The following is a 24,509-nucleotide window of genomic DNA, read 5'->3' as shown; positions in this document are numbered from 1 at the left end:
AGTCAGTTGTTAAATGTTATCGAGGTAGCCTCGACGTTGCTCTAATTTCACCTCCTCTGACCGCTTGTCGTAGTGTTCGCCAAGGATGCGACGGCTCACGTTCATGCGATCGCTCACAATCTCTACTGGGACGTCTTCGGAGAGAAAGTGAGTGATGCTCCCACGGCGAATGGCGTGGGGACTGACCGCTTCTGGGCATTTTGCGTTCACCTCCTCTTCGCAATCGGGACAGGACTCGTTGCGGTAACACGGCGCTGTGATCCGGTTGATCATTCGACGCATTGTGCTTCGAGCCATCCGTCCATGCCTCGTTGTGATGAGCGGCTCTCGACCGTAATCATCAGTCACGTCGTGGCGGTTAGCATCGACGTGCTCACGGAGCAGTTCTGTGAGCGCTGGCGTCATTGCAACCAGACGCTCACCTCCTTTACCGTTCTTCAGCGTTGTTCCCTCACTTTGTCTATGGACAAGTTGGATACGCTCCTCATCGAAGTCAACATCTTGGAGATCGAGCGAATTTACCGCTCCAATCCTCATGCCAGTCTCCCAGAGTAACGCGAGCAAGGTGTGCTCAATCGAGGCGTACTCGTACTTCGAGAGGTACTGAAGGATTTTCTGTGCATCGTCTGCATCCAGGGTCTCGTCGTTCCGTCGCTCGGCAGGACTGACACGAGGGACCATTACCTTGTTGTAGAGGTCCTGAGGAACAGCCTCGATAGATCCAGCCCACTTGAGGAACACGCGGAGCGTGCTCATTTGCATCCGGAGCGTGAGCTTGTTGAGTTCTCCATCTCCTTTCCGCCAGAGTCGAAACTGCTGGATGTCTCGACCGGAGAGGTCGTTGAGGTTATCGATGCCCTCTTCTTCGCACCATTCGATGAAATGGTTCGTACGGTACCGATGGTTTCGGACAGTTGATTCTGTGCAGCCCGTCGCCTTGTGATCGAGGAACAGCTCTTGCGCTGTCTTCGGATCGAGTGGTTCGAGATCGTCTTTGTCCGTGCTCATTGTTGTCACGGATGCCCGTTAGAAGACGTCTCGCGCGCAGATCTGAGGGGGAAGAGATCCCACGTACTTCGACCCTTATCTGCCCCAACCCACTAACTTCCTCCTCACGCCCAAGTGAGGGTTTTCTCCGTCCTCAGTTGATCTCTCGCAAGGACTGCTGGCAACCCTCAGAGTGTGTGAGTTCCCATTCCAACGAGTATCTTGTCGGAGACTACGCCGTGTCACGATCTCCTGTAATGGAACAGAGTCCAGAATGATAAAGTTACCTCTCGAACATCAATGTGATTGATATCTGTGGTAAATGAGTTTAGTCCCCGAGATCAGTTGTCGCTTTTTGCACTGACGACTGCACCGTCCGCGCGCGAGACACAAACGTTGATCCAGAAAGAGATATGTGGGGATAGTATACATTTACGAGTATGGATAATGAATTTCTTGCAAAAACTTTGAAGCGCATTTTTGATGAGTGCCAAGAGGCTCAAAACCGAGGGGATGCAAAAAGTGTTGGGACAACACTTGTAGAAGAGTTCAATGAATTACTACAGGACTTCAAAGACAAATATCCAGATAATGAAGTAATACAGAATGTCGAACCTGTCGGACTTCATAATTGGACAGGTGCAAGTGCTCACCCACAAGATGTACAAAAAGTGAAGCAGAACTGTCTAAAGATCGCAGATGTATTAGATCTTGACACAAGTGACTTCCGAGAGCCCTCCACTTCAGAAAGTTTCACCACAATCAATTTCGAAGCAAATCAACGGGTTGAACAGTCTGTCTCTATCGATTCCACACTCGAAATGGTAGAGAAGCAAATGATACCGAATTCGGAAAGGGAGAAATTAAGAGAGGCCGTCGAGGAATTTGGGAAAGAACTTGACTCAGATGATCCAGACAAGTCAAGACTCGAAAAGTGTCTTAGTACAGCTCGAGAATATCAACCACAAATAGCTCTCCAGCTTGGCGCAGTCGCGCTGAATAATGGGATTGATGTGCTCCTTGGAGCGAAGTGATAGTGTTTATGGCTTCTGAGAAGAGAAGATATTTTCCGTTAAAATATCATCTCTGTCATGAATAGCGACAGTAAGTGATCGAATTCGAGAGCCGGAAAATAACATACCACCAACCTGTGTCAACATCCCCCAGTCGAATTTGACTGAGGTGGTTCGAACGAGACTGATTGTTCCCTCGACTCGGATCCCACACCGAGCGTCATCGGGCATCAAGAATCAGCTGTCGGGACGTCAGTCGTCGATATCGTCGCGCTCGAAGTCGAGATCCTCTTCGTCGTGGAGCGCGTCAACGAGCTGTTCAAGACGTTCGTTGATCTCTTCGATTTCAGCAGCGATTCCACTGTTCGTCGGATCCTCCTCGCGTCCGAACATCCAGGAGTGTGCCACGTCCATGTCCTTCTTGATCTGGAGGCACTGGGACTCGAGTTCGGCAACGTTCTCTTCCAACTCGTCGAGTCGCTTCCGAAGTCGACGATAGATGATACCAACGAGACTGAAGAGAACACCAGCAACGAGCGCGAGGATCGTGTCAAGGAATCCGATGGGGATTGAGGCCTCAGACATTGATAGCGACTGTGAGAGAAAAGTGAGGCCAATTAGAGCGTCCGTCTGTTACGTCGGACGTCCTTTCGAGCGAGGATTAGCTCCGTGTCGATTCGGCCAGAGATGTCGAAGTCCAGAGACATCGTGTCACCACTTCCCAGTGAGTACTGGACTTCGTCGAGTTCTCCAACAGCATCCTGATACTCAGCACCGTCGATCGTTCCTGCAGAGCCACCATCGTCGCTTGTCGGTGCTTCAGCGGAGCCGTAGTTCTCTGTGATCGTTGGATCCGAGTCGTCGTTGAGCCTGTAGTAGATGTCGCACTCCTCAAGGTTCGTCTCAGTCTGGACGAGATCGTCGTAGGCGTGCTCGAGGATCCAGTCGTGATCCTGCGGACACTCACTCGACGTCCAGAGACGGACGTCGTCGAGTCCACCCTTGTAGACGCTCTCTCGATCTGGATCAGTTCCGAGAGTGTGAGTGTTGTAATTATCGTACGGTTCGATGATGGAGCTCGTGACTTCTGTCGTCTCCCACTTCACCTGGCCGTCGACGAGGACTCGCTGGATGTCGACAGAGGGCCCCCAGATGATCGACAATCGTTGGCCGTCGTCGTTGTTGACGAGTCCTGGAGGACTTCGATCAATCCAATCGTTAATCTGCCCCCCATTGAGCTCAATACTCCCATCACCGTAGAGGCGGATCCAAGAACTCGGATCTTCACCGGAAATCTCGTGTATCGTATAGTACTCGTCGTCACCCATCTCATCGAGGCCCTGAGGGTGGATCAAGTACTCGAACGTCCAGTGGCCACCAGTTTTGTTCCCATCGTAGCTGAACTCGACACCGGCGTCTTCGCCGTCGAAATAGAGCGAGTTCTGGCCGATCTGAGCACCGTACGGGAAGGAGTCTCCCCAGGCACTCACGTTGTACGAGTAACCTGACATCACCATCTGTGGGACGATTGAGAGCGATCCAGACTCGTCTCGCTCGGTGACTGACTCCTCGAGGAGTCGATCGGCACGATCTTCGACTTCGGCCTCAGTTTCGAGATCAGTGCTCTTCTCGTACTTCTCGATCACTCCGTTGTCACCGACACCGCGCTCCTGCATGAGCTCGATCTCGTCCTGGTGTTCGGACGTAGCAGTGTACGAGGATCCATCGTCAAGTCGAGCACCTGTAACAGTGACACGATTCGCGTAGTCGGTGAAATCCTTCGAGCGCGTCGACGAGACGATCCGCCAGTCGGGTTCGACGTTGACAGTTCCAACAGGGAATGCATCGACGGCTTTCCGTTCGTAGTCCCGGATCGCAAAGTTGTAGGATCCAAGATCGTGGAGCTCCTGTAGTACTTCGAACGTCGTCCCCTCGATCTCGGCCTCATCGATCGTGACGAACCCATCCTTATCGGGAGCCATCACCTCTGTTCTCGGAATTTCGATGGGCTCGTCGTTCTCGAGCATCGGACGATAGTGAGTGTACTCGTCGGAATCGAACTCGAAGTGGAAGAGATGGTGTCGCTGGGGCCGTTCGTGTTCAATCGTCTGCCACTCCTCGTCGACGATCTCGTTTTCGAGTTGCATATCCATCTGCTTCAGTCCAGCACGAAGCCAGGAGACTGGCTCGTCAGTGACAACGAGCATCGCGAACCAATCAGTCGGCTCGTCGGTGACGATTGTCTGGAGCTGATCACCATCACTATCGTCGTCGAGAACGATCCCTGGCTCCTCGAAGACGAGTCGATTCCGTTCGAGAGTTACACCATCCGTGTTGATCGTCGCAGCAGAGTTCCAGGCCCACAGAGTCCGGTGATCGCGCTCCGAGATGAATGTTCCATCGTAGATCTCACGATTCGGTGGGAGAATTAGAGCATCGTAGTCCAAGTCGGCCCAGAAATCGACGAGTGCGTCGTAGACAGTGGTACTGGTGTATTCAGCGAAGGAAACGTGACGATCCAACTCAGCGAACACTCCACGGCCACGGAGTGTCGTCTGGGCGGAATCGTAGTCCGTCTCGTACTCCTCGAGCTCGCCACGGAAGATGAGATCGTCGTCGTAGTAGATCCAGATATCCTCGAAGATCCGATCGTCGAACGTCTCTCGGAACGGAAGTGACGCCGTCCAGGAGCCCATCGACGACGATCCCTCGGTGACGTCGAGTGTGTCGAATCGGACAAACTCGTCTCCCTCACCAATCGGGCCACCGAGTGTCAAAATGTAGTCACTCATAGTCCTGCTTCGAACTCAGATTCGACGTATTTCCGATCGGAGTAGTCGTCGTACTCTGCAAGAACGAAGCAATCCAGCTCGATCTGGCGATTGACACCGACAGTGTTGGTGGTGAGGGTTGCACCCTCGATCACACACCACCAGGAGTCGATCTCTTCTAGAGAACCCCCAGGTTCGAGGCGGACAAGTTGGGATGTAAAGTCCGACTGAGGGTGGGTAGACTCGTGATAGTACGGTTTGCCTCGAATATCAATGCCAGTCTCCGACGTCCCATCGTTCGCGTATCGAACGAACTCGTGGAGTGTCTCGAACTCTGCGTCAGTGATCTCGTCGGCCAGGAAGGTGATCGAGATACTGTCCCCGACACCGAACGAGGGATAGGATCCACCAACGGCTCCAGGGACGTCGATCGAGCCCGACGTGTCAGTATGAACCGTCCAGGAAGTGTCTGTCATGTTATGTTACGGAAAAGATAGGTTGATTACATCCGGCTGAGTCGATTCGCCTTCGCCTGATCGTTCTCCTCGACGATGAGCTCAGCGTTCTCCCGGATCATCTCGGCGAGATCACCGTCGCCCTCGATCTTCAGTCGAGCCGTGACGGAGGTGTCGTTGGATCCACTGGAAGCATCGTGAGTCGTCTCAGTCGCCGTCTGCTGGCCTGCCTCGAAGGCAGTGTCCATGAAGTTGCTCAGTTTGTCGAGCGGAACGACGGCCTCGTTGTCGCCTTCCTCACCGATTCGAGCGAGGGTGTCCTCGACGATGATCCCACCTTCGGCCAGCTGTGGGATGTCGAGGGAGTGGCCTCCGACAGTCTCACTCGGAATGTTCAGCGATCCACCACCAATCGTAGTGGACATCCCCCCGGCCCAATCAGGTGCCGTAAGCGTCGTACTCGGAATGTTGACGCTTCCGCCACCAACAGTGATCTCGGGGATCTCGAGCGTATCGGGGATCGCACTGTTGAACGTGTCAATGGCGTCGTCGATCGCGTCGTTGATCGAGTCGAGGATCCAGTCAGCGAGACTCTCGATTGCATCCTCGACGTAGCCGACGAGGGAGTCGATGACACCTTCGACGGCGTCAGCGATGGATCCAAACGCTCCCTCGAAGACACTGGCTCCAGTGATCGCGAGCCAGTCGGTGATCTCGTCGATCGAACCAGTGAAGAAGTCACCCAAATCGGAGAGGAACTCTCCCATCCGATCGAGCGAGTCACCGGCGATCGTGTCGAAGCCACCCCAGATCAGATCGGATCCAGTGTCAGTGAGCCAGTCGCCAATATCACTGACGACATTTTCGACAGTCTCCTGAATGTCGTTCAACGTGTCTGAGATGAAGCTGAAGACGTCGTTGAGGAACTCGGTGTATTCCTCCCAGAAGTCCTCGGTGAGGTACTCGATGACGTCGTCGAACGTCTCACGGACGATCGCTTCGTCTCCGATCAGGAAGTCGAAGATGTCAGTGAACGTCTCGTGGATGAAGCTGAAGACGTCGTTGAGGAACTCAGTGTATTCCTCCCAGACGTCTTCAGTCAGGAACTCGATAACATCGTCAAACGTCTCTCGAACGATCGCCTCATCCCCGATCAGGAAGTCGAAGATGTCGGTGAAGATGTCGGAGATGAAGGTGAAGACGTCGTTGAGGAAGTCAGTGTAGGCCTCGAAGAAATCGTCGGTGAGGAAGTCGATGATCTCGTTGAAGGTGTCCGGGACGATCGAGCCTCCAATCAGGAACTCGTAGATGGACTCGAAGATGTTGGTGATGAACCCGAACACCATCTCGAAGGCCGAGACGATGCCTTCCCAGAAGTCCCCTGCAATGAAGTCGACGATGTTCGAGAACGTCGTCTCAACGAAGTCCCAGATGATCTCGAGTGCTTCGTCGAAGTCACCTCGGATGAGTGCGAGGATCGTTCTGATCACCGTCGAGATCGCGTGCATCACTGTTCCGATGTACAGCTCGATGAAGCTGAACACCGCCTCGACGATGTCCATGATCTCCTCGCCATGATCATCCCAGAAGGACTCAACCCAACTGAGAACTGTCTCGACGCGATCCTGAACGACACTGAGCGTCTCGATCAGATCCTCCATTATCGCCTCGAGGTGTTCCTCGAAGGCGTCCTGGAGTCGCTCGAGGAGTGGCATCGTGTACTCCTCGAAGACGAACATCATCGTATCGTAGACGCTCTGGAGAATCGGTTCGAGTGTATCCCAGAGTGACTCCGTCGCCTCCTGGATTCCTCCGAGGTTGTTGCTCCAGGCGTAGTAGAGTGCACCAACTGCAGCTGCGATGGCTGCAACAGGTACGAGAATCGGTGAGAGTGCCCCCACAATCGTCGGGCCAACAGTGACGGCCACTGCTCCAAGGCCAGCGAGAGTCGTCCCTACGAGGGCAATGAGCGCCGGCATTCCGTCGAGCTCCTCGTTGAAGTCGAGGAAGGCCTCGATCGCTGGGGCTACGTACTCCAGCAGATCCGTGAGAACTGGGAGGAGTTGCTCACCAATGGAGATCTTCAGGTTCTCGATCTCGTCGGAGAGGAGCTCCATCTGGCCCTGGAACGTATCAGTATCCTGGGCGTTCTCCTCGGCAACGGAGCCCCCTTCCTCCATGGCCTCGTTGGAGAGGTTCATCGCCTCTTCCATCTCCTCAGCCGAGCTTGCGGTGTCACGGAATGCTCTCGCCTGTGTATCGGTGAGCCCGTCGTTGAGAGTGTCAACAGCGTCCTGATTGCCCTCGACAGCCTCCATGAGATCCAACATCGTCTCCTCGGGGGCCTCGTCTCGCATCTCCTCGAACTCCTCAGCGGAGACGCCGAGCATATCGGCAAACATCTCGACGTTGTCGGGATCCATCATCGCCTCCCCAACAGACTCCATCCGGGTGGCAGCCTCTCGACTCGTCGGAGAGACTTCGTTGAAGGCAGCTGAGAGGCCAAGGATCGAGTCAGACTCCATCCCAAGCGTATCCATAGCCTGTCCGGAACGTTGGGCGGAGTCGACGATCTCCTGTGAGTTCGTCTGGAAGTTGTTCGAGAGTTCGTTCGTGGAGTCGGCGAGTTCGTCGACGTTGTCCAGAGGTTCGTCGAGCGAAGAGGAGAGCTTCCCGAGTGCCTGGCCGGCTTCGTCCGATGAGAGCGTCGTCGCTGCTCCCATCTGGGCAGCCACTTCAGTGAACTCGGCAATCTCGTCGGATCCCTCAGCACCCATTCGGCCAGCCTGGGTGGCGAGTTCTGCGAGTTCGTCGTGTCCGAGGCGAACCTCGCCGGCGAGATCCTGAATGTCGTCAGCGAGCTCGTCGGCCGTCTGTTCGTCCGTCACCTTCTGGACGTCCTGCATGGCCTCCTCGAAGTCGGCAGCTGAGCTCGCACTCGAGGCGAGTCCTGCAGCTCCCGCTCCAGCGAGCACACCTCCGGCTCCAGCCACGGCCTTCTCCATATCGAGAGCCGAACTCTCGACGTCGCCGAAGGTACTCGATGCACCCTCGTCTGAGGCCGTGATCTCGATTGCTAATTCTTGACTACCGTCTGGTGTGAATGCCATATGTCATACAGGGAAAAAGCGTCAGTTCTGTTCGCGAGCGAGGCTCTCTACCCACTCTTCGTCGGACTTCCGAGCTTCACCTGGTGCCCGCTCGTGGACACCACTGCCCTTCGTCTGGCCGGAGTTCTTCGCCTTCCTCCGGTTCTGCTCGTTGACACCCTCGAGGAGAACTCGAGTTTCGGGAAGAGTCAGCTTGTAGAACGAGGAATCGCCGATGTACTCGTAGCCGTTATCGTGGAGCTGCTTGATCCAGAGTGCTTTCTCCTTCAGCTCCGACTCTCGGCTAACTCCATCATCGTCTCCAACTTTCCCGGATCATCGATCTGTTCGAGCATCTCCAGGTTCTCCATGTTCAGTGCGTTCTGCATGGAGTACCCCGAGGCCTCGAGGATCGCTCGGAGAAGGGGATCGGCACCGAACGCAACCATGTCTTCTTCCACCATCTCGGGGGTGACTTCGAAGTCGTCCTTCTCCCGAGCATCGTACCAGTGTTCGTTGATGATCTCGGCGATGTCCTCAGTGGACAGCTGGTTCGGGTTCAGACGTTCATCAGAGCCACCATACTCGTTGATGTCGCCCATCGTCATTGGGACGACACGGATGTGTTCCTGAACACCAGGAAGTGGCTGCGTTACGGGCTGAAGCTCGTCATCATCGTCTCGAGTGACGAAGAAGTCATCGGGCTGTGCGATCGAAAGTTCGTCGTCTTCTGTCATGGGAAGTCAGTCTCGTTGTAATTGGAACCTCGCCCTGTCTTGGGAGGACTGGGAGGTTTCCACGAAGTTGGTTATGTGTGAAGGCGCGACAGTCGAAAAGAACGCTGTCAGCGGGCGATCAGACGCCGTTAGTTGGCGTCGAGTTCGATTCCCTTCGGTTCGAAGGAGTTGTCCATCGTCGAGATGACGTCGCCAGCCTCGGGGCCGACTTCGCCGGGCCCGACAAGGACAGCGTCCTTGAAGGTGATCGAGCCACCGTCGAACTCCCAGACGAGATCGAACTCGTTGGCCTGGAGGTGATCGACGAGAGCGTCGTGCTGCTCGAAGTTGCCCGCAACAGTCGCCGAGAACTCAGCGTCCTGCTCACCGACGTGGATAGCCTGCTCGGTTCCACCCATAACAGGCTCCTTCTCGTAGTCGTTGTCGACGTTGAACGAGGCCGAGCGAACCTCAGCAGCCAGTCGAGCGCCACCCTTCGTGATCTCGTCGTCGAGGAAGCGCTCGTACGGTTCAGCGATAGCGTCGCCGTGGCTCCCGTCACCGAGAGCTGGGACACCGAGATCTCCTCGAGCACCATCGTAGCTCTCGGCGCCGTGGAGTCGGGCGAGTTCGTTACCATCGGCGTCCTCGATCACGACGTCACCCTCGGTGGGTTCGTCGAGCTCGAAGGCGTCAAGCGAGGAGAACTCCTCTTCCGTGGTGACGTCCGACGTCCCCTCGAGTTCGACTTCCTCGCTTGCGTAAGCACCCTGGGACTCGAGTGCGATCGTCTGCGAGGTGTCGTCCGAGCTCGTCGAGCGAATCGTCAGAGGCTCACCCGACGGCTGCTCGGCCTTGAACTGGCGGACACGCTTCGCCTCGTAGTCGAGCGAGACGACGATCGGGAGTGCGCTCCCCGGATCACCCGAGACGTCGTCGAGGTTCGGATAGCAACCTCGAGCTACGACGTAGGTTCGAGCACCGTCGTACTCGGCTCGATCGACGATGGTGTGGGTGTTCTTGACACCACCATCCTCTCCGCGAATGATGGCGTCCCCTGCGGGATCGAGGGGATCACCACCATCGTCGACGAAGAATCGCTGGAGCTGATAGTCGATCGAGACGGTGTGATCTTCCGCCCCAGTAAAGTGGTTCTGGACTTCGTACTCGCCGAGTCCGCGCTGTGCTTCGATCTGAGCGTCCGCATCCCACTGGAGTGCAGTCTCGAGCGTATCCGAGAAGAGCTCCCAGTCGGGATCGTCCGGCGTGACGCCGGGCTCATCTTCTCGAACGAACTCGACACGGTGGTTGCGGAACCCGCTGTCAGCGTTAGTAGCCTGATTCGTCATGATTGTGTCAGTTGTCGTATGGAAGTGTCTTGTCAGTCAGAACTCGATACGATCCGAGCAAGCAGCTCAGTCTCGAGGTGGTTCCTTTTTCCAGAGGTACCGTACCTGGAACTGGACGGCGTATTCAGTCGGATTCGCTTCTTCATCGACGAGATCCTCACGAGGGCCAACAGCCAGCGCGAGGTACTCGCCAGGCGACTGATTCCGTCCAATAATGCGAGAGATCTCGTCGCCCATATCCTCCGCTTGGAGGCGTTCGAGGGCGCGCTGATCGTAGTCGTCGCGACTGCCTGCGAACGCTGTCACGAGGACAGTGCCATTCCGATCCTGGATCCCACCGGAACCGTCGCCGGCGATGGCAGTGAAGCCAGTATCAGTGCCAGTAGCAACGTCCTCGTTCCGATTCGAGACAGCCACCTGGGGGAACCCCCTGGCGTCTTCGAACCAACCAGTGTGGATATCCTCCTCATCCAACCCCGTGGGAACTGCGTCGTTGTCCCACTCGTCTCGGAGGATATCGCGAACTACGAGCTTCGGATCCTGGATCGTCTCTGGCATAAGTTAGAGCTCCTCCACGTGGATCGCGAGGAGATCGTCCTGGTGTTCTACGTCGACGGCTCGATAGCGAGTGTCCGTCTCCGTATCGACGAACTCACTCGATCGAGCCTCACTGTCGGCGTCCTGGGCAAGTTGGACGTTGGTGTCTGGAAGCACGAACAGCGTCTCCTCGGCCTCGACGTCGGCTCCTGATTCATCACTGACGTCGTCAGCGTCACGACTCTCGAGTCGTCCCTGTACGGTGACTGGTGACTCTGCAGTCGGAACGAAGTCGCCGTCAGCGTACGGGTTGCCACCCCCACCCTCCGAGTCGAACTCGAAGTTGATGAGGTGGAAGTCGTGTCCGAGGCTCTCGTGAACCCTGGTGATCGCCGAGGAAACCTGTCCGTGAACGTTCATGATACTCGTTGGGCCTCGATAGATCCGCGTAGATTCCCAGTATCGACGGGAGCGTTGTCCTTCGCGTACTCCTCGATCTTCAGCGCGAGACGCTCGACAACTTCTTCGGGACTGTCGGCGTCACCCGCATACTGATCGAGCTCGGAGACTGCCTGCTCGACAGCGGGACGAAGGAAGGGCTGTGCTTGATTGCGTGAAGTGCCGAATTCTACGTAGATTGCGTACTCTACGTTCGTTCCGACGCGATATTCTCGAGAGCCAAAACTCTCGTAGTCGAGTGCATTCATCACGTCGTCGAATCCGAGCATCGAGATTCCAGACATAGTCAGTCGAGGAGGATGGTGTAGGTGTCAGACTTGATATGAGTCTCGTCCAACTTGCCCGTCTCGTAGATCGTCAACATCCCCTCGGCCTGGACGTAGTCGTACTCGTGTTCCGACGACGGCATCAGGCCTGGCGGGTGCTCGTACTGCTCCGAATCCATCTGATCGTCGCGAGGCTCCGGAGTCTCGGGGAGATTGTCTGAGTCATCCGCCATCTGGAGGGCCATAGGGTGGGGTTCGAGTGTCAGTTGTTACGTTGTAGCGACTCCGTACCCACGTTCGGGACGATCAAGTCGGCCCGTCGGATCGATCAGCACCGCCTGGTGCCAGTATCGATCTCCATCAGCGTCGAGCTCAACGCCGACGCTCTCATGGGAGGTGGCGGAGACACGGGGCTCCTTTGCAGTAGCGAGGTGGGCAGCAACGTACGTCTCGACGTCGGCCAGTGCTTCATCATCGTCAGTGTGTGGTTCACACCGACGATTGACGACGCGATTCGCGTCGCTAATGAAGGCCATCAGGGCCGAGTCGTCGAGTTCCGTCTCGAGAACTTCAGCAACGTCGTGAGGAGCGATCCGTGTCATATGTTGGAGGGCAATGGGAGGAGTTCGTCAGCGGAGAACGGGCAGAGTCAGGGCGAGGGATGGGTGGAACCCAGTTCAGCCCTCGATCTTGACGCCGGCCTCGGGACGGACAGCCTTCCATCCCATTCGGGTGCGAACCTGGACGACGCGCTTGTTCTCCGACTCCTCTTCGTACTCTTGGCTCGTCATGGCCTCACGCTCCGACTCGATGCCGTAGCGTCCACTGTCGAACATGACAGCCTCACCAGCGCCGATGTGGCCACCGTCGTCGACGAAGACGGGGACGCCGGCAACTTCACCGAACGCACCGTCGCGGACGATGTCGTCACCGAGCTCGGAGGCTCGGGTGAACTCGTCCGACTTCATGAGATCTCCCTTGCTCTCGGGCGAGACAATGAGAAGATCGGGCTCGAACGACTCACCCTCGAGGGCCGTCATCGCGTCGATGACGTCCGTGTAGCCGAGCTCGCCACCAGCGTCGCCGATGACGTCGGCCTGGAGGTTGCCTTCGACTTCCGCGTAGGCAGCCTCGTCAAGGGCGTCGGCCAGATCCTCGGCGCGCTCTTCCGTGTGGAGGGCGATGACGTCCAGGAGTGCATCCTGGATCGCCTCGTAGGTGAGCTCGACTTCGACACCGTACTTGTTGTGCTCGACGTCCACCTTGCGAGTGGCGTCGCCAGCCGACGGGTACGAAGTACCCTCGTCGACGACACCAGCAGCGCGCTCCTCGTCGAGAACAGGAATCTCGACAGTGTTGGAGTCGATGTCGGTGCTGTCGATCTGGCGGAAGGCCTGTCGCCAGACACGGTTCTTCTCGGCGTACTCTTCAACTTCAGCGCGAACGGCTTCCTGATCGATAACGTCGTTAGAAGTAACGGACATTGTTTGGAGGGAATGGAGCTGTCAGCGGGGTGACAGCGGGAAAATGGTGCGAGCGACAACCCTCGCTCGCGGTGGGCAGAAGACGACTCAGCTACGCTCGAAGCTCTTCGAGACGTGCCTCAGCTTCCGCCTTGGCAGCGTCCCAGCCGAGCTCGTCGTAGTTCTCGATCTTGCTCTCGAGTTCAGCGATCTCGGACTCGTTGTCCTCGTCGCCAGTGGAGAGCTCCGACTCGGCGTCCCCAGTCTGGGGTGCCGGAGTCGCCTCGGCCTCGGAGGTTTCCTCGTTCGTTACGAGTGAGGCCTCGGCTTCGTCGAACTTCTCGCGAAGCTCGTCGAACGAGAACTTCTCAGCCAGCTCGGCAGCCTCGAACGGACTGCCTTCGGAGAGCTGTTCAGCATACTCGAGACGGACGCTCTGGAGTTCCTTGCGGAGCTCCTGATTCTCGGCGCGGAGGGACTGAACTTCGTCGCGAAGCTCAGCTTCCTCGAGATCGGCGTCAGCTTCCGTCTCATCGGATTCGACTTCAGCTTCCTCCGTCTCATCGGCCTCAACTTCCGCCTCTTCAGTTTCAGCATTAGACTCAGGCTCGTCGGCTTCGAGCGCTTCCTCTTCAGGTTCGTCAGTGTCGTCGTCAGTCATGGATTCATGTTCAGTGTCAGAACCAGATCCGGATTCCTCGAGGATCTCGGCCACCTCGTCAGTGGAGAGTGAGGCCAGTACTTCACTGGGCGACTCACCCGCCTCGACGAAGTTGCTCGGAGAGCCTCCACGGGGAACGAGTGAGAGATCGAGGAACTGGACGTCCTCTACGATCAGCTCACCCTCACCGGTGCGCCCACCGTCGCGGTGGAGGGCGTGAACGGAGACTTCGAGTCGTCCCCGAGAAATCTTGGTGGCGAGATCCTCATCGTCGACTTCCGCCTCGAAGACGATCCCAACGCCAGGCTCGAAGCCTGCGTCGATCACTTCTCCGACGACGGATTCGACGCGATCGTCGTCATGGTTCTTGGTTAGCGGGACACCGACGAGCGACTGTACGGCGCGACGGAGCTCCTCAGCGGGCCAGAACTTCGGCCCGTTGGCACCGTGCGTAACCTCGTTGGCGCCGATCGCGACGCCGTGCACGGTGTAAGGCTCCGACTGCCCCTCGAGAGACTCACACCGGGCAACACCGGTGGGACTCGAGGAGCCAGCCGTGTGCTCGACAGTGTCCTCAGAAGTATCTGTACTCATAAGTTTACTCAGTGATAATTACGTGGTGATATCCGTCGTTCGGGAATGACTCGGTGGTGTCGTCCGTGTGATGGACGACGAACTCGGCGCGATAACGGCCTGGTTCGGCAGTATCCTCTTCGTCCCAGGAGTAGCGAACGAGGCCTTCGATCTCGTCAACAAGCGTCACCGAGTCCTCGACGAGTACATCGCCACCTCGAGGTTCCAGGAGACGGAACTCCACCCCAGAGCCACGAAGATCGACAGGATCCTCGTCGCTGGATCGAAGGACAGCCTCGATCCTGGGGGCAGTGTCTCCAGTCTTGAGGTGGAACGATTCACTCATCGATGATCACCAATTACTCGAGTTCCATCCCGATGTTCGACAGATCCAGCGTGTCGATCGAGTTCAGATCGTACGTCTGATCCAGATCGTTAGTGAAGATCAGATCACCAGTCGACGCATCGCGAACGTAGACGTAGTCGATCTCACGTTCAGCGTCGGACACCTGGAACGACAACTCACCCATCGTCACCTCAGCATTGTCGTCGACATTCTGATCGACTTCAGGATCGTCGACAGTCTGGACGGAGTAGTCGTCACCGTCCGGCTCAGTGTCGATGTCGCTATACGTGTCGCCTTCAGTGAGCTGATCGGTACTATTGTCGTAGAGCCCCACCTCGACAGTACGCCCGTCAAAGGCGTCGTCGAGGACGAGGAGCTCACCTTCGTTGTGTAGGTGTGCCATTTGTAGTCAGAATCGTACTGCGAATCGCTATGGCGAGAGTATCGGGGATCCGATACGACGAGCTGAAAAGCGTGTTCGTACTATACTATATGCACTACAGCTACCTTACACTTCGGCGCCATAACGGTAGCATGGGAGTGCGATTAGTCTTCGTCGGAACTCTGATACTCTCGCATCTCCACTTCGTTCGTACCATCGTCGTCGAGATCAGCACTGTTCTTCCCTGGGTTCATCGTCACCCAGTTGTCAGTCGTACTGACTCGACTAATTCGAGGACTGAACGAGAGTCCTGTATTGAGGATGGCCGAAGCACTGTACTTCTTGGCAGCGACGTGGGTGATCCCGTTGGAGTCCACCACCAGTGGAACTCCGTCGGCCTCCACCAGAGCACCCATCGCTTCCGTCTGAGTTTCCACAGAAGGTGTGGATGGATCTGCACTCGCCGTTGTAGTAGAGGCAGCCAGGTTCACCCACGTCTCTGCTGTCGGCTCCGAGAGCGAGCTCGTTGCCGTCACAGGCTCCGCAGTTCCACCGATGAAGCGTCCACCGTGTACATCAGTGAGCGACGCTGACGCCGTCGTGAGCGTCGCATATCCACTCGTATAGGTGAACACATCCGGGGTGTTTAGCGAGCCTACTGTCGTGAGATCCTCTGACTCAATCGAAATGTACGTCTCCCCGATCGCTTCATAAGGCGTAGTAGTCGCTGTCAGAGTGTACGCGCGCTCCGGTGTCGCAATCGACGTTGAGTCGATCGTCGTTGGATCAGCGTTTGCCGTGACGATGTTTGCCTCACATGTAATAGACTGCCAGGCTGCTATCGTCGTGAACGCTGCAGACGCCGTCACGATCGACGAATCGCTACTCGAGGATGCGAACCCTTCGGCATCGGAAATCGACGTTGTGACGTTGACTGTGTCGGCCTCTATCGTCTGTGTGGCATGAGCCTGAGCCTGGGACGGAGTCCCGGACACAGTGATCATATTGGCGTGAACTTCGTCCGTTCGAGTGAACGGTACGAACATCGACGCCTGGACGTTCACTGGATTACCAGTGGCAGTAACTCGCTTTACACCAGCACCAGTAAGTGTCGAAGTAAAGCCGGACGTGAACGTCGCTGTCGACTCTGCAGACGCTTCGATAGACGGAGCCACAGGTGAAGCAGTAGCCGTCGTCGTGCCCCCAGTAGAGACGACGCCTGTGGATCCTGTCGGAGTCGGAGTCGACGCTGTTGCAGTAACTCCACCTGCTTCAGGAGAAGCAATTCCATCCGCCTCAGACTCGAGGGTGTTCGAGCTCGCAGTGGCGTGTCTCGCCTGTCCACCAGCGATTGTTACAGACACCCACCCATCGCTGTTTGCGGGGTAGTTCGGATAGGCGAGCAGATCTCCTCCATGATCCCAATCCGATGTCCACTGGAGGGAGCCATCATCAGGGTTGTAGTTCTTGATCTCATCGTTAGTACTATCCACTACGTAGAGGTTTCCGTGCTCGGTGATATCGATTGAGTTGATCGAGTACGAAACAGTCTCCTCCCAGATGATGCCACTGTCCCAGTTGTACTTGGCCAGCGTATAATCATCCGAGTCGTCGAACTCGACAGCTACGTACAGATCGTCGTCACTGTCGGCCAGGAGATCAACAACTTCGTCATCCGTGCCGAACACCTGATCACTGTCGAGGATGGTTCCACCCCAGGAGTCGCCGTCGAACTTGATGAACTCACCATCAGCGATGAACGTAACATCCTGTGTTCCACTCTCACGGACGGGGTACGAGAGTTCGGATTTATCCTCGAAGGTGCGCTCAACTGTGATATCACCACTGCTGTTGAAGCGAGCGATCGAGGCGTCGCTCATCGAAGAAGACTCAGCAGTCATGTACACCCCACCATCACCATCAGGTTCTACACCAACAGGACGTCCTCCTTCATTGCGCTCACTAAAGAATTCTCTATCGCCATCTCTGTCGAGCTTATTAATGTAGCCGTTGTAGTTTGTTATGAAGACACCACCCAAGTCATCGACAGCAATTGGGCGATCCATGGGATCGTACTCCCCAACCCACTGTCTATTGCCCTCCGAATCGTACGAGACTACAACATTAGCACTTCCATCAGTGAAGTAGATATTCCCGTCGGAGTCGACTGCAGAATCCCACGGGCGGTATTCGAGTGACTCCTGCCACTTGAGATCACCATCACTGTCGAACTTATTGATCGAGGAGGAGACAGTGAATCGATATCTCGACTCAGGGACAGGAGACTCGTAGAGTGTGCTCGGATTCAGAGGCCTCCCAGAGGCTTCGAGTGTATCCGACGAGGCCTCAACATGGGTGGATCCCTCGATGTTGGATAGCGTAGTAGTGGCTGCAGTATTCTCCAACCCTTCAACTGTGACGATCCGTTCTGGTACAGTTGTTCTCGCTGATGAAACAACAGTACTTCCTGAAGCTAACGCCGTAGCTGATCCATGAGCTCGATCCGTTGTAGAAGTAGCAGTGGCAAACTCACCAACAGACGTCGTTGTAGATGTAGCAGAGACATCAGTTAGCTTCGAGTTCGACGTTATCGGTGAAGACGTCGCCTGGGCTCTACGAGATGCTACAGCAGTCGTCACATCCGACTCAGCTGTCAGAATCGACGTTGATGGGGTTGCAGTGCCAGTCGATTCAGGCAGGTTCAATCCAACCTGTCCACTCGTATACGTGGCTTCTGAGGAGCTAATGGCAGTAACATCTGGATCTGTGAATCCAGACGTAGACGTGACTACGTTAGCTGAACCAACTACTTCACCCCCATCGTCGGGAACTTCCTCTTCGACACCCCACGTTTCAGCGAAGGCACAGAATCGTGGGTGAGTGCTCCACGTTTGAATACCATAAGGGCTCCCAATTGCACCAACGTCATCTTCCCACTGGGTGCTCATGGAGTCATCGAGAGATTTGATGTCATTGTCGTCGTCAACAAGCACACCCCGATTCTCACCATTGTGGAGTTTCGGCATGAAGTCCGTCGAACAACCGCTACTAAATGGCCACGACTCGTAGGCTTCCTCTTCGCCATTATCGTCAACGATGGCAGCCGGGCCACCGAACGTATCATGACTCCCGATGTAGTATCGAGCCTGATCGTCTCTCCAGGCTCGCTCTCCATCAGTTACAGAGTCGTTCTCCCAGAGGACGTCACCATCCCTATCGTACTTCCGAAGTATGCCGTCACTGTGGTAGACGACGTAATTATCCTCGTCGTCTCTGGTTACAGATGAGGGAGTATCAACAGTGGAGATCTCGTTTACGAGAGAGCCACCTGAATCCTCGAACTCCTTAATTGCATCACCGACAGCAACAATTACATTCCGAGACTTCGAAGTTGCTACACCGTTGACTGACGATCCAGGATCTACAGTCCATTGATGCGATCCATCATCAGCAGAGTATCGGCTAAGAGATCCATCAGTAGCCAAGACAGGATCAGCAGTATCACAGAACCCAATATGAGCATCTCCTTCAACACCGTGGATACGCCACAACTCATCTAGATCAGGCTCATCAATGCCTTCCGTCTTCTCGTACTTTGCGAGGAAGTCACCACTATCGTCCTCACCAGCTGCATAGACGAAGTCTGACTCCGCTTGCTGAACAGAGGCAACATCACCATCCATCCCGAGAGAGGTGCTCTCAGCACCAAATGGGCCTTCTTCCCAGTGATAGACAGTGTCTCCGTGGATTGCGATCGTCAGGTGTGTTTCCTTCTCAGCCATAGTTTAGTGTAATGAAGAGAGTTAGTCGTCGATCTCAGGAACCCAGGTACAACGACATCGGGGGTGAACTGGAATGATGCCTCGAGCCTCCTCGATCGTGTACGTATTCCCTTGGAGGTGCGCACATTGATCACAAACGCGCTGATCGTTCGTTGCACGGAACTCTACATCGGGACGTACCTCAGTGATCCCCTCGGACTCGAACCGATCCAACGTCCCCTCAGCGTGTGCATGGATGATCTCAGTCTGGGCGAGAGTCCGAGCTCGATTCACTCCGACAGCGTCGACGCGATCGTTGATCTCCCGAGCTGCCTTCCGGGGGTTCCACCCTTCGGAGATAGCTTGCGACAACTCTCTGGAGATCTGAGTATCCATCTCCTGGGTGATCCCCTGGAGCCCGTCGTAGGCTCGGGTGTAGAGCATCTCGATCTTCGCCGAGTGAACAGGTTGGTTGAAGACGTCCTCGAGATCGTCGATCTGATCAGCATCGAGGTCGGCCTGACGAAGGTTCGAACCAGCGTCGGTGACACCCTTGGCGTACGCTTTCTGGACGTACTGTGCCGTCCAGTGATCTCCTCGACGGACGGCGTCACCCTCGGCTGGAACGAGAACGCCCTCGTCGATCTGCTCTCGAAGCCATGCCTGGAAGCGCTGGCGTTTCTCAGGATTGGAGAGGAACTCGAAGTCCTGTGGATCTGGAGCCTGATTGACAGCCCGTTGGCTACCCAGATGGAGGACGTCCAGCTCTTCAATAGCCTCGCGAACGTCACCCTTCAGGGCACGGAATCGTTTGTTGACTTCTGCTTCGAAGTCCCCTCGAAGGGTGCTCGTTCTCGTCGGATCTTGAGTTGCCACGAAGTGATATGTGTGTGATCGGGGTGTCGATTACAAGTCAATTCAGCAGTGCGACGTGAGGAGGAGAAGGCTACGAGTTAACCAACACGCAATGTCTGATGAACTGGCCGTTGGTTAATCCGCAGTGGGCGCTTCAGGTTCCGATTCGTTCGAGGTGTCGAGATCGAAGTCGGCACCGTCACCCATCGAGTCAGGTGTCGATGGTTCACCATAGAGTTTCTCGAACTGTGCTTGGACTTCTTCGTTGTCCTCGTCCAGTTCGTCAGCGAGCTCACTTTCCTCGACTTCGTCCCGATCGGGGAGGCCGAGGAGATCGCGCATCTCTTCAGGTGGGACGATGTCGCTGGGTTCGCCCTCGTTGCCAGCAGCTGCCTGGAGGCCACGACAGAACTCGGCGAACTCTGAAGCGTCGAAGTCGTCTCGAACCAGTGGGTTCTCCTCCCGATCCTCCTCGATCGAGAGTTCGACGGAGCTAACGACGTCGTCGCTGTAGCCGAGTTCCTCAGCCTTCTGTCGGAGGACAGGTGTGAACGCTTCCTCGAGCTGTCGACGCTTGTTCTCGATCTTGCGCTCGTACTGAGGACTCTGCTCGGAGGTGACGTCCCGGTTGATGTCGTCAGTGAAACCTAACTTGTACTTCGGAACAGGGAGAGCGGAGACGATTTCTTCAACGTACCAGTCCAGGAGTTCCTCGATCTCGGGAACCTCTCCCTCGATCCGATCGACGTCCACGTCTCCGGGCACGAAGTCCTTCTGATTGGTGCTCCAGTTCCCTTTCTTGTGTTCGTCGCGATAGTTCTGCATCTCATCCTCGGGCCAGATGCCGGCTCGAGGATCGGTGACGTCTCCGTTCGGCTCACCGAGGTAGAACACCCAGAGAGGATAACCCTTGGAGTGGACTGCCTCACCGACGTCGTCGAGCATCCGGTACAGCTCGTCGATCTCGTCGGAGACGGGCTCGATCGAACTGTTGCCGAAGATGTCCGAGGTGTCAGGATCTTTCACCACTTTGACAACATCGTTCTGGGAGAGTGGAACAGTGTTCTTGTCATCGAACGGGCCGGCGAGAGCGCTGTTATCCCACTGTCCATAGGCTGCTGCTTCGCCTCGAGGCGTCATCTGTACGCCATCGAGTTCAGTGTCGTCAGGACGGATCAGGACAGCTTGATTCTCGTAGGTATAGGCGGAAACGGTACTCACGTTGATGAGGCGGAACCCCCATATCTCGTCTTCTGCCTCAGCCTTTGGGACGATCTCGACGAGTGCCGTTCCTCGAACCTCCTCCTGGATGATCGAACCATCGAGGATCGCCGAGAAGTCACGGTGTGACTCGCCGGCTACAATCGCCGAATTGGAGAGCCAATCCTCGAGATCCTCGACGAGCTCGTCATTCTCGGCGTCGACACGATAGCCAGGTGCAGTGATGTCCTCGGCGTAAATGTCGATCCCACGACGGACGATCGGGCAGGTACGATACTGCTCCCAGTAGTGCTCGAGATCGCCCTTGTTCGGGCGGATCCGATGTGCATCGCCAGAAACAGTATAGTAGGCGTATTCGTCCGTCCGATTCTCCGACTGGACGTCGGGTTCACCGTGTCCGAGAACTGCATCACGCAGTCGATCGCTTAAACTCATGAATTGGTTGTATCAGGAAATTTAGTTGTACTCAGTACGAGTAGAACGAGTACCCGGCATTCGACGACGCCTGCTCGACATTGAGGCCCCAGGCAGCCAGGGAGACTGCGTCGAGCAAGTCCGGAGATCGTCCGAGAGCGTCGCTCTTCTTCAGATCTGACTTCGACGTAGCCTTCCAGGTAGTGCCACTCTTGAGCGACTTCTCTTCCAGTTCGATATGACGAGCAGCCTCCCGGAGTTCGGATGCGACGTCCGTCTTGGGTTCGACGGCGCCGTTCTCGAGCCAGTTGCCGAGCTCGCAGAGCGCTTCAGTGCGACAGTCGTTGTACTTCTTCCGCTGTCGAGCGTTCTCACTCGCCTTGTATCGAGTGACGTTGTAGCCCTCGCGATTGAGCTCGTCAGCGATCCCCGAACCCTCACCGATCGCGTCCATAATGACAGGTGTGCGATTGTCATCTACGTGGCGCTCGACGAGGCGTTTGTTCACCGAGTGATCGCCCGGAGATTCGACGGACTCGAGGATGTCGACTCGCTCTGGAGTGATCCCAGCGATCACCGTACGATCGCCACCTCCACGAGCAACGTCGACGCCGTACGCGTCGTACTCGATCTCGTCCTGATCGTCGTTGATCTCCTCCCAGTTGTTCTCGGCTGTGGTGACGTCCTCGGCGTAGAATGGACGGACAGACTTCGCTCCAGTCGGAGGGATCACTCCGAGACGACGTCGGTACCAGCGTTCGTCGAGGCCTTTCTCAGTACACTCGAGGACTCCAGTCTCGTCGTCCTTCTCGAGTGTGTCGAGGATGTTTTCGAAGCCGGGGAAGTTCTCCCGATTCCAGGAGCGATAGTCCTCTCGAACCTGCTTCAGATCGACGAGGCCAGGGATCTTGTCACCCTCTACCAAACCAGCGTCGACTCGAGCGTTGTGTGAGTCCATCGAGGAGAACTGGATCACCTCGTAGCGAGGATCCGTCATGAGCTCGTACAGCGAGTTGCCCTCGTCACGAGGCGGGTTGCCGATCACAACCATCCGATCCTTCTCGTCCGTGATCGAGGACTGAGCAGAATCGAAGTGCTCCTGGGTGATGTCGGGTTTGTCGGCCTCGTCCACCAGTACCAGAACGCGTTCGTTGTGACGGCCCTCAAGGTTGTCCGGATATCGGCCGGAGATGCACCGGAAGTAGTGCTCGGGATCGTGTTCGAACTCGATTCTCGGGGGCGACTTCTTCACATCTCCAGGGAGTGGGAAATCATCCTTCGCGCTGCGAAGGAGCGACTCCATAGGCTTGAACGTCGCCTCCTCCATCTGGCTGTACGAGCCAGACGTCATGACGACAGTGGAGTTAGGATTCGTGTAGAGGAACGCCAGGTTCAGACAGGCAATCGCGTAGGACTTCCCGACACCGTTCCCGGAGACGACGACGAGGTGCTTGTTCTCTGTGACAGCACGGAGGATCTTCTTCTGGACTTCGGCCAGCTGGACTCCAAGGATCTCCTCAGTGAAGCGGACGTACCGCTCTTCGCCAGTTACGTACTTCTCGAGTGGGTTGGAGTCCTGCGCTGACATCGGAATGAAAAGTACCGCGAGTTAGTCGTCGCTCGCTTCGTCCTTCGCGTCGGAGATCTGCTCCATCCAGTCCTGCGTCGCCTCGGCCTTCTTCATCTCGGGGCCCTCTTCGAGCAGCCCGAGCTTCTCCATCTCCTTCGTCGACGTCCGAACGAGGCGATCGTAGGCCATGTTGATCCGATCTGTTCGCTCCGAACCGTCGGTGATCAGATCCTCAGCGATGATGTGCTCGTTCGCTCGGATCCGCTTCACCTGATCGAGTGCGATGTTGCGGATCGCGTTCCGTTCGTACGCTCCGACTTCGCCGTCGAACTTGTCCAAGAGATCCTGGCTGATGTCGACGACGAGCTTCTTCTCGTCGTCAGAGAGTCGTTCGAATAGCTTGTCGCGCTGACTGTACAGTCCGTGAGTCTCAGCGTTGCCGTTATTCTCAGGTGCTCCTCGTTCTCCGTTAGTCATAGTGTATCGAAAGTCGTGGAATTAGTCGTCAGAACCGTGCGTCTGAGCCCAGTGACGACGCATCAACTCCTCGTTCCCGTAGAGACGCTCGCAGTCAGGACACTGAGAGAAGAGCTCCCTGTCAGTGTCGGAAGAGTTGTCAGTCATACGAGAGGGATCAGTCCGAGCGGATCTTGGTGCGCTTCGTCCGGTGGTGAAGATCGCCGATCTCGGCCTCACAGGACTCACAGATCGTGACGAGGTTGCTTTTCTCCGCTCGAACCCCAGGGTTCACGGTGTGAATAGTGAGGTTCTCCGTGGCATCACAGCGGAGACAGGCTCCGTCATCACGCTCGTAAACCTCGGCCTCGAGGCCGTCGAACTCGGGTTCATCCGGATCCTCGTCCTGGTTCCCACCAGAACAGTGGGCCTTGTGGGCTCCGATCCCCCGCTTGTCGAACATCTCACCACAGTTCTCGCACTCTACGTCACTCATTCTCGTCCTCCATCACTGCGAGCTCAGTTACAGTCTGAACGCTGGCGATTCCGACGTCGTCGTCCTCGTAGGCTTCCTCGAGGCTCTCCTCGTCGAACGTCACCTGCGTCGTCACGTAACTGGTGTCTCCTTCGTCGAGCTCGTCGACTTGAGCGACGATCGAGTTGGCCACCGTCTCGACGATCGAGAGTTCCACTTCCTCGTAGGAGTCGAAGACGGAGAGATCGACAGGTACAGTGACTTCGTAGGAGTTAACCTCGAGTTCAGAGAGGGGTTGCTTCGTCGTCATTGGGTGAGAAAGTGTCAATATCGTTTAGTCGTAATCCTGATAATCGTCCCAGTCGAAGGTGGACGATTGCTTCTCTGCGAGCTCACGTCGCTGGAGTAGTCGTTCGTACTCGAACGTGAGCTGGCGTACCCTCTCAGCAATGTGACTCCAGCACTGAGCGTCGTGCATGGAGATCACGACGGTTCGATGGCCCTCCTCACTCATCCCCATCATCGTGTTGGGGAGAATGCTGGCCGTCTCTACGATCGTGCTCGTGATCGCTTCGAAGTCGTTCTCAGGCTCACCGCCCGAGTCTGGCAGATCAGACGCTGGGATACAAACCCTGAACGCAACCTCGGAATCAGGGTACGCCACTGTTCGTACTATACTATACGCACTTC

25 protein-coding genes are annotated in these 24,509 nt (G+C 56.2%); 1 reads left to right on the top strand and 24 read right to left on the bottom strand.

Annotated features, from left to right (window positions below; genetic code table 11):
• Window positions 1-9: 9 nt before the first annotated feature.
• The gene (locus G6M89_RS09310) at window positions 10-1,008 is read right to left on the bottom strand and encodes a tyrosine-type recombinase/integrase (protein WP_165161526.1); all 999 of its coding nucleotides are present in this window, start codon (window positions 1,006-1,008) and stop codon (window positions 10-12) included.
• Window positions 1,009-1,427: 419 nt separating this feature from the next.
• Here G6M89_RS09310 and G6M89_RS09305 point away from each other — a divergent pair, with 419 nt between their 5' ends.
• Entirely contained in the window at window positions 1,428-2,021 is a 594-nt protein-coding gene (locus G6M89_RS09305) for a hypothetical protein (protein ID WP_165161525.1), read from the top strand.
• Window positions 2,022-2,252: 231 nt separating this feature from the next.
• On the opposite strand, the gene G6M89_RS09300 is transcribed toward G6M89_RS09305, so the two are convergent.
• The 23 genes from G6M89_RS09300 to G6M89_RS09190 all read right to left on the bottom strand — a co-directional run bounded on the left by G6M89_RS09300 (window position 2,253) and on the right by G6M89_RS09190 (window position 24,483).
• Window positions 2,253-2,585: a DUF342 domain-containing protein gene (locus tag G6M89_RS09300; RefSeq protein WP_165161524.1), complete on the bottom strand. Its 333-nt coding sequence runs from the start codon at window positions 2,583-2,585 to the stop codon at window positions 2,253-2,255.
• 32 nt (window positions 2,586-2,617) lie between these two features.
• Window positions 2,618-4,792: a hypothetical protein gene (locus G6M89_RS09295; protein ID WP_165161523.1), complete on the bottom strand. Its 2,175-nt coding sequence runs from the start codon at window positions 4,790-4,792 to the stop codon at window positions 2,618-2,620.
• Window positions 4,789-5,247 (bottom strand): hypothetical protein, encoded by a 459-nt coding sequence (locus G6M89_RS09290; RefSeq protein WP_165161522.1) that lies wholly within the window; start codon window positions 5,245-5,247, stop codon window positions 4,789-4,791. The genes G6M89_RS09295 and G6M89_RS09290 overlap by 4 nt, the downstream gene beginning before the upstream one ends.
• Before the next feature lie 26 nt (window positions 5,248-5,273).
• Complete coding sequence (locus G6M89_RS09285) at window positions 5,274-8,336, bottom strand: phage tail tape measure protein (RefSeq protein WP_165161521.1); 3,063 nt, start codon at window positions 8,334-8,336, stop codon at window positions 5,274-5,276.
• A gap of 266 nt (window positions 8,337-8,602) precedes the next feature.
• The gene (locus G6M89_RS09280; RefSeq protein WP_165161520.1) at window positions 8,603-9,052 is read right to left on the bottom strand and encodes a hypothetical protein; all 450 of its coding nucleotides are present in this window, start codon (window positions 9,050-9,052) and stop codon (window positions 8,603-8,605) included.
• Window positions 9,053-9,180: 128 nt separating this feature from the next.
• Entirely contained in the window at window positions 9,181-10,380 is a 1,200-nt protein-coding gene (locus G6M89_RS09275) for a hypothetical protein (RefSeq protein WP_165161519.1), read from the bottom strand.
• Window positions 10,381-10,446: 66 nt separating this feature from the next.
• Window positions 10,447-10,938 (bottom strand): hypothetical protein, encoded by a 492-nt coding sequence (locus G6M89_RS09270; RefSeq protein WP_165161518.1) that lies wholly within the window; start codon window positions 10,936-10,938, stop codon window positions 10,447-10,449.
• A 3-nt stretch (window positions 10,939-10,941) separates the two neighbouring features.
• Window positions 10,942-11,337: a hypothetical protein gene (locus G6M89_RS09265; RefSeq protein WP_165161517.1), complete on the bottom strand. Its 396-nt coding sequence runs from the start codon at window positions 11,335-11,337 to the stop codon at window positions 10,942-10,944.
• Window positions 11,334-11,660: an HK97-gp10 family putative phage morphogenesis protein gene (locus G6M89_RS09260; protein WP_165161516.1), complete on the bottom strand. Its 327-nt coding sequence runs from the start codon at window positions 11,658-11,660 to the stop codon at window positions 11,334-11,336. The genes G6M89_RS09265 and G6M89_RS09260 overlap by 4 nt, the downstream gene beginning before the upstream one ends.
• A 2-nt stretch (window positions 11,661-11,662) precedes the next feature.
• A complete protein-coding gene (locus G6M89_RS09255; protein WP_165161515.1) occupies window positions 11,663-11,875 on the bottom strand; it encodes a hypothetical protein in 213 nt (70 codons plus the stop codon).
• A gap of 36 nt (window positions 11,876-11,911) precedes the next feature.
• Window positions 11,912-12,244, bottom strand: coding sequence for a hypothetical protein (locus tag G6M89_RS09250; RefSeq protein ID WP_165161514.1), 333 nt, complete (start codon window positions 12,242-12,244; stop codon window positions 11,912-11,914).
• 75 nt (window positions 12,245-12,319) lie between these two features.
• Complete coding sequence (locus G6M89_RS09245) at window positions 12,320-13,126, bottom strand: phage major capsid protein (protein WP_165161513.1); 807 nt, start codon at window positions 13,124-13,126, stop codon at window positions 12,320-12,322.
• A gap of 91 nt (window positions 13,127-13,217) precedes the next feature.
• The gene (locus G6M89_RS09240; RefSeq protein ID WP_165161512.1) at window positions 13,218-14,360 is read right to left on the bottom strand and encodes a hypothetical protein; all 1,143 of its coding nucleotides are present in this window, start codon (window positions 14,358-14,360) and stop codon (window positions 13,218-13,220) included.
• 4 nt (window positions 14,361-14,364) lie between these two features.
• A complete protein-coding gene (locus tag G6M89_RS09235; RefSeq protein ID WP_165161511.1) occupies window positions 14,365-14,685 on the bottom strand; it encodes a BppU family phage baseplate upper protein in 321 nt (106 codons plus the stop codon).
• Between the two features lie 13 nt (window positions 14,686-14,698).
• Entirely contained in the window at window positions 14,699-15,088 is a 390-nt protein-coding gene (locus tag G6M89_RS09230; protein WP_165161510.1) for a hypothetical protein, read from the bottom strand.
• A gap of 143 nt (window positions 15,089-15,231) precedes the next feature.
• A complete protein-coding gene (locus G6M89_RS09225) occupies window positions 15,232-18,849 on the bottom strand; it encodes a hypothetical protein (protein WP_165161509.1) in 3,618 nt (1,205 codons plus the stop codon).
• A 21-nt stretch (window positions 18,850-18,870) separates the two neighbouring features.
• Entirely contained in the window at window positions 18,871-19,704 is an 834-nt protein-coding gene (locus G6M89_RS22750; RefSeq protein WP_165161508.1) for a minor capsid protein, read from the bottom strand.
• 114 nt (window positions 19,705-19,818) lie between these two features.
• Window positions 19,819-21,339: a hypothetical protein gene (locus tag G6M89_RS09215; protein ID WP_165161507.1), complete on the bottom strand. Its 1,521-nt coding sequence runs from the start codon at window positions 21,337-21,339 to the stop codon at window positions 19,819-19,821.
• Window positions 21,340-21,370: 31 nt separating this feature from the next.
• Entirely contained in the window at window positions 21,371-22,906 is a 1,536-nt protein-coding gene (locus G6M89_RS09210; protein ID WP_165161506.1) for a hypothetical protein, read from the bottom strand.
• Between the two features lie 21 nt (window positions 22,907-22,927).
• Complete coding sequence (locus tag G6M89_RS09205; protein WP_165161505.1) at window positions 22,928-23,365, bottom strand: hypothetical protein; 438 nt, start codon at window positions 23,363-23,365, stop codon at window positions 22,928-22,930.
• Between the two features lie 157 nt (window positions 23,366-23,522).
• Window positions 23,523-23,840, bottom strand: coding sequence for a hypothetical protein (locus G6M89_RS09200; protein ID WP_165161504.1), 318 nt, complete (start codon window positions 23,838-23,840; stop codon window positions 23,523-23,525).
• Complete coding sequence (locus tag G6M89_RS09195; protein ID WP_165161503.1) at window positions 23,833-24,129, bottom strand: hypothetical protein; 297 nt, start codon at window positions 24,127-24,129, stop codon at window positions 23,833-23,835. Before G6M89_RS09195 ends, G6M89_RS09200 begins: the two co-directional genes overlap by 8 nt.
• A gap of 24 nt (window positions 24,130-24,153) precedes the next feature.
• Complete coding sequence (locus tag G6M89_RS09190) at window positions 24,154-24,483, bottom strand: hypothetical protein (protein ID WP_165161502.1); 330 nt, start codon at window positions 24,481-24,483, stop codon at window positions 24,154-24,156.
• Window positions 24,484-24,509: the final 26 nt, after the last annotated feature.

The sequence above is a fragment of the Natronolimnobius sp. AArcel1 genome (genome assembly GCF_011043775.1).
Lineage (GTDB): Archaea > Halobacteriota > Halobacteria > Halobacteriales > Natrialbaceae > Natronolimnobius.
This window is presented reverse-complemented; position numbering and strand designations above follow the sequence as displayed.

Coding starts and splice junctions, on each gene's coding strand:
- G6M89_RS09310 (WP_165161526.1), bottom strand. CDS start 1,008: ATGAGCACGGACAAAGACGATCTCGAACCACTCGATCCGAAGACAGCG.
- G6M89_RS09305 (WP_165161525.1), top strand. CDS start 1,428: ATGGATAATGAATTTCTTGCAAAAACTTTGAAGCGCATTTTTGATGAG.
- G6M89_RS09300 (WP_165161524.1), bottom strand. CDS start 2,585: ATGTCTGAGGCCTCAATCCCCATCGGATTCCTTGACACGATCCTCGCG.
- G6M89_RS09295 (WP_165161523.1), bottom strand. CDS start 4,792: ATGAGTGACTACATTTTGACACTCGGTGGCCCGATTGGTGAGGGAGAC.
- G6M89_RS09290 (WP_165161522.1), bottom strand. CDS start 5,247: ATGACAGACACTTCCTGGACGGTTCATACTGACACGTCGGGCTCGATC.
- G6M89_RS09285 (WP_165161521.1), bottom strand. CDS start 8,336: ATGGCATTCACACCAGACGGTAGTCAAGAATTAGCAATCGAGATCACG.
- G6M89_RS09280 (WP_165161520.1), bottom strand. CDS start 9,052: ATGACAGAAGACGACGAACTTTCGATCGCACAGCCCGATGACTTCTTC.
- G6M89_RS09275 (WP_165161519.1), bottom strand. CDS start 10,380: ATGACGAATCAGGCTACTAACGCTGACAGCGGGTTCCGCAACCACCGT.
- G6M89_RS09270 (WP_165161518.1), bottom strand. CDS start 10,938: ATGCCAGAGACGATCCAGGATCCGAAGCTCGTAGTTCGCGATATCCTC.
- G6M89_RS09265 (WP_165161517.1), bottom strand. CDS start 11,337: ATGAACGTTCACGGACAGGTTTCCTCGGCGATCACCAGGGTTCACGAG.
- G6M89_RS09260 (WP_165161516.1), bottom strand. CDS start 11,660: ATGTCTGGAATCTCGATGCTCGGATTCGACGACGTGATGAATGCACTC.
- G6M89_RS09255 (WP_165161515.1), bottom strand. CDS start 11,875: ATGGCGGATGACTCAGACAATCTCCCCGAGACTCCGGAGCCTCGCGAC.
- G6M89_RS09250 (WP_165161514.1), bottom strand. CDS start 12,244: ATGACACGGATCGCTCCTCACGACGTTGCTGAAGTTCTCGAGACGGAA.
- G6M89_RS09245 (WP_165161513.1), bottom strand. CDS start 13,126: ATGTCCGTTACTTCTAACGACGTTATCGATCAGGAAGCCGTTCGCGCT.
- G6M89_RS09240 (WP_165161512.1), bottom strand. CDS start 14,360: ATGAGTACAGATACTTCTGAGGACACTGTCGAGCACACGGCTGGCTCC.
- G6M89_RS09235 (WP_165161511.1), bottom strand. CDS start 14,685: ATGAGTGAATCGTTCCACCTCAAGACTGGAGACACTGCCCCCAGGATC.
- G6M89_RS09230 (WP_165161510.1), bottom strand. CDS start 15,088: ATGGCACACCTACACAACGAAGGTGAGCTCCTCGTCCTCGACGACGCC.
- G6M89_RS09225 (WP_165161509.1), bottom strand. CDS start 18,849: ATGGCTGAGAAGGAAACACACCTGACGATCGCAATCCACGGAGACACT.
- G6M89_RS09215 (WP_165161507.1), bottom strand. CDS start 21,339: ATGAGTTTAAGCGATCGACTGCGTGATGCAGTTCTCGGACACGGTGAA.
- G6M89_RS09210 (WP_165161506.1), bottom strand. CDS start 22,906: ATGTCAGCGCAGGACTCCAACCCACTCGAGAAGTACGTAACTGGCGAA.
- G6M89_RS09205 (WP_165161505.1), bottom strand. CDS start 23,365: ATGACTAACGGAGAACGAGGAGCACCTGAGAATAACGGCAACGCTGAG.
- G6M89_RS09200 (WP_165161504.1), bottom strand. CDS start 23,840: ATGAGTGACGTAGAGTGCGAGAACTGTGGTGAGATGTTCGACAAGCGG.
- G6M89_RS09195 (WP_165161503.1), bottom strand. CDS start 24,129: ATGACGACGAAGCAACCCCTCTCTGAACTCGAGGTTAACTCCTACGAA.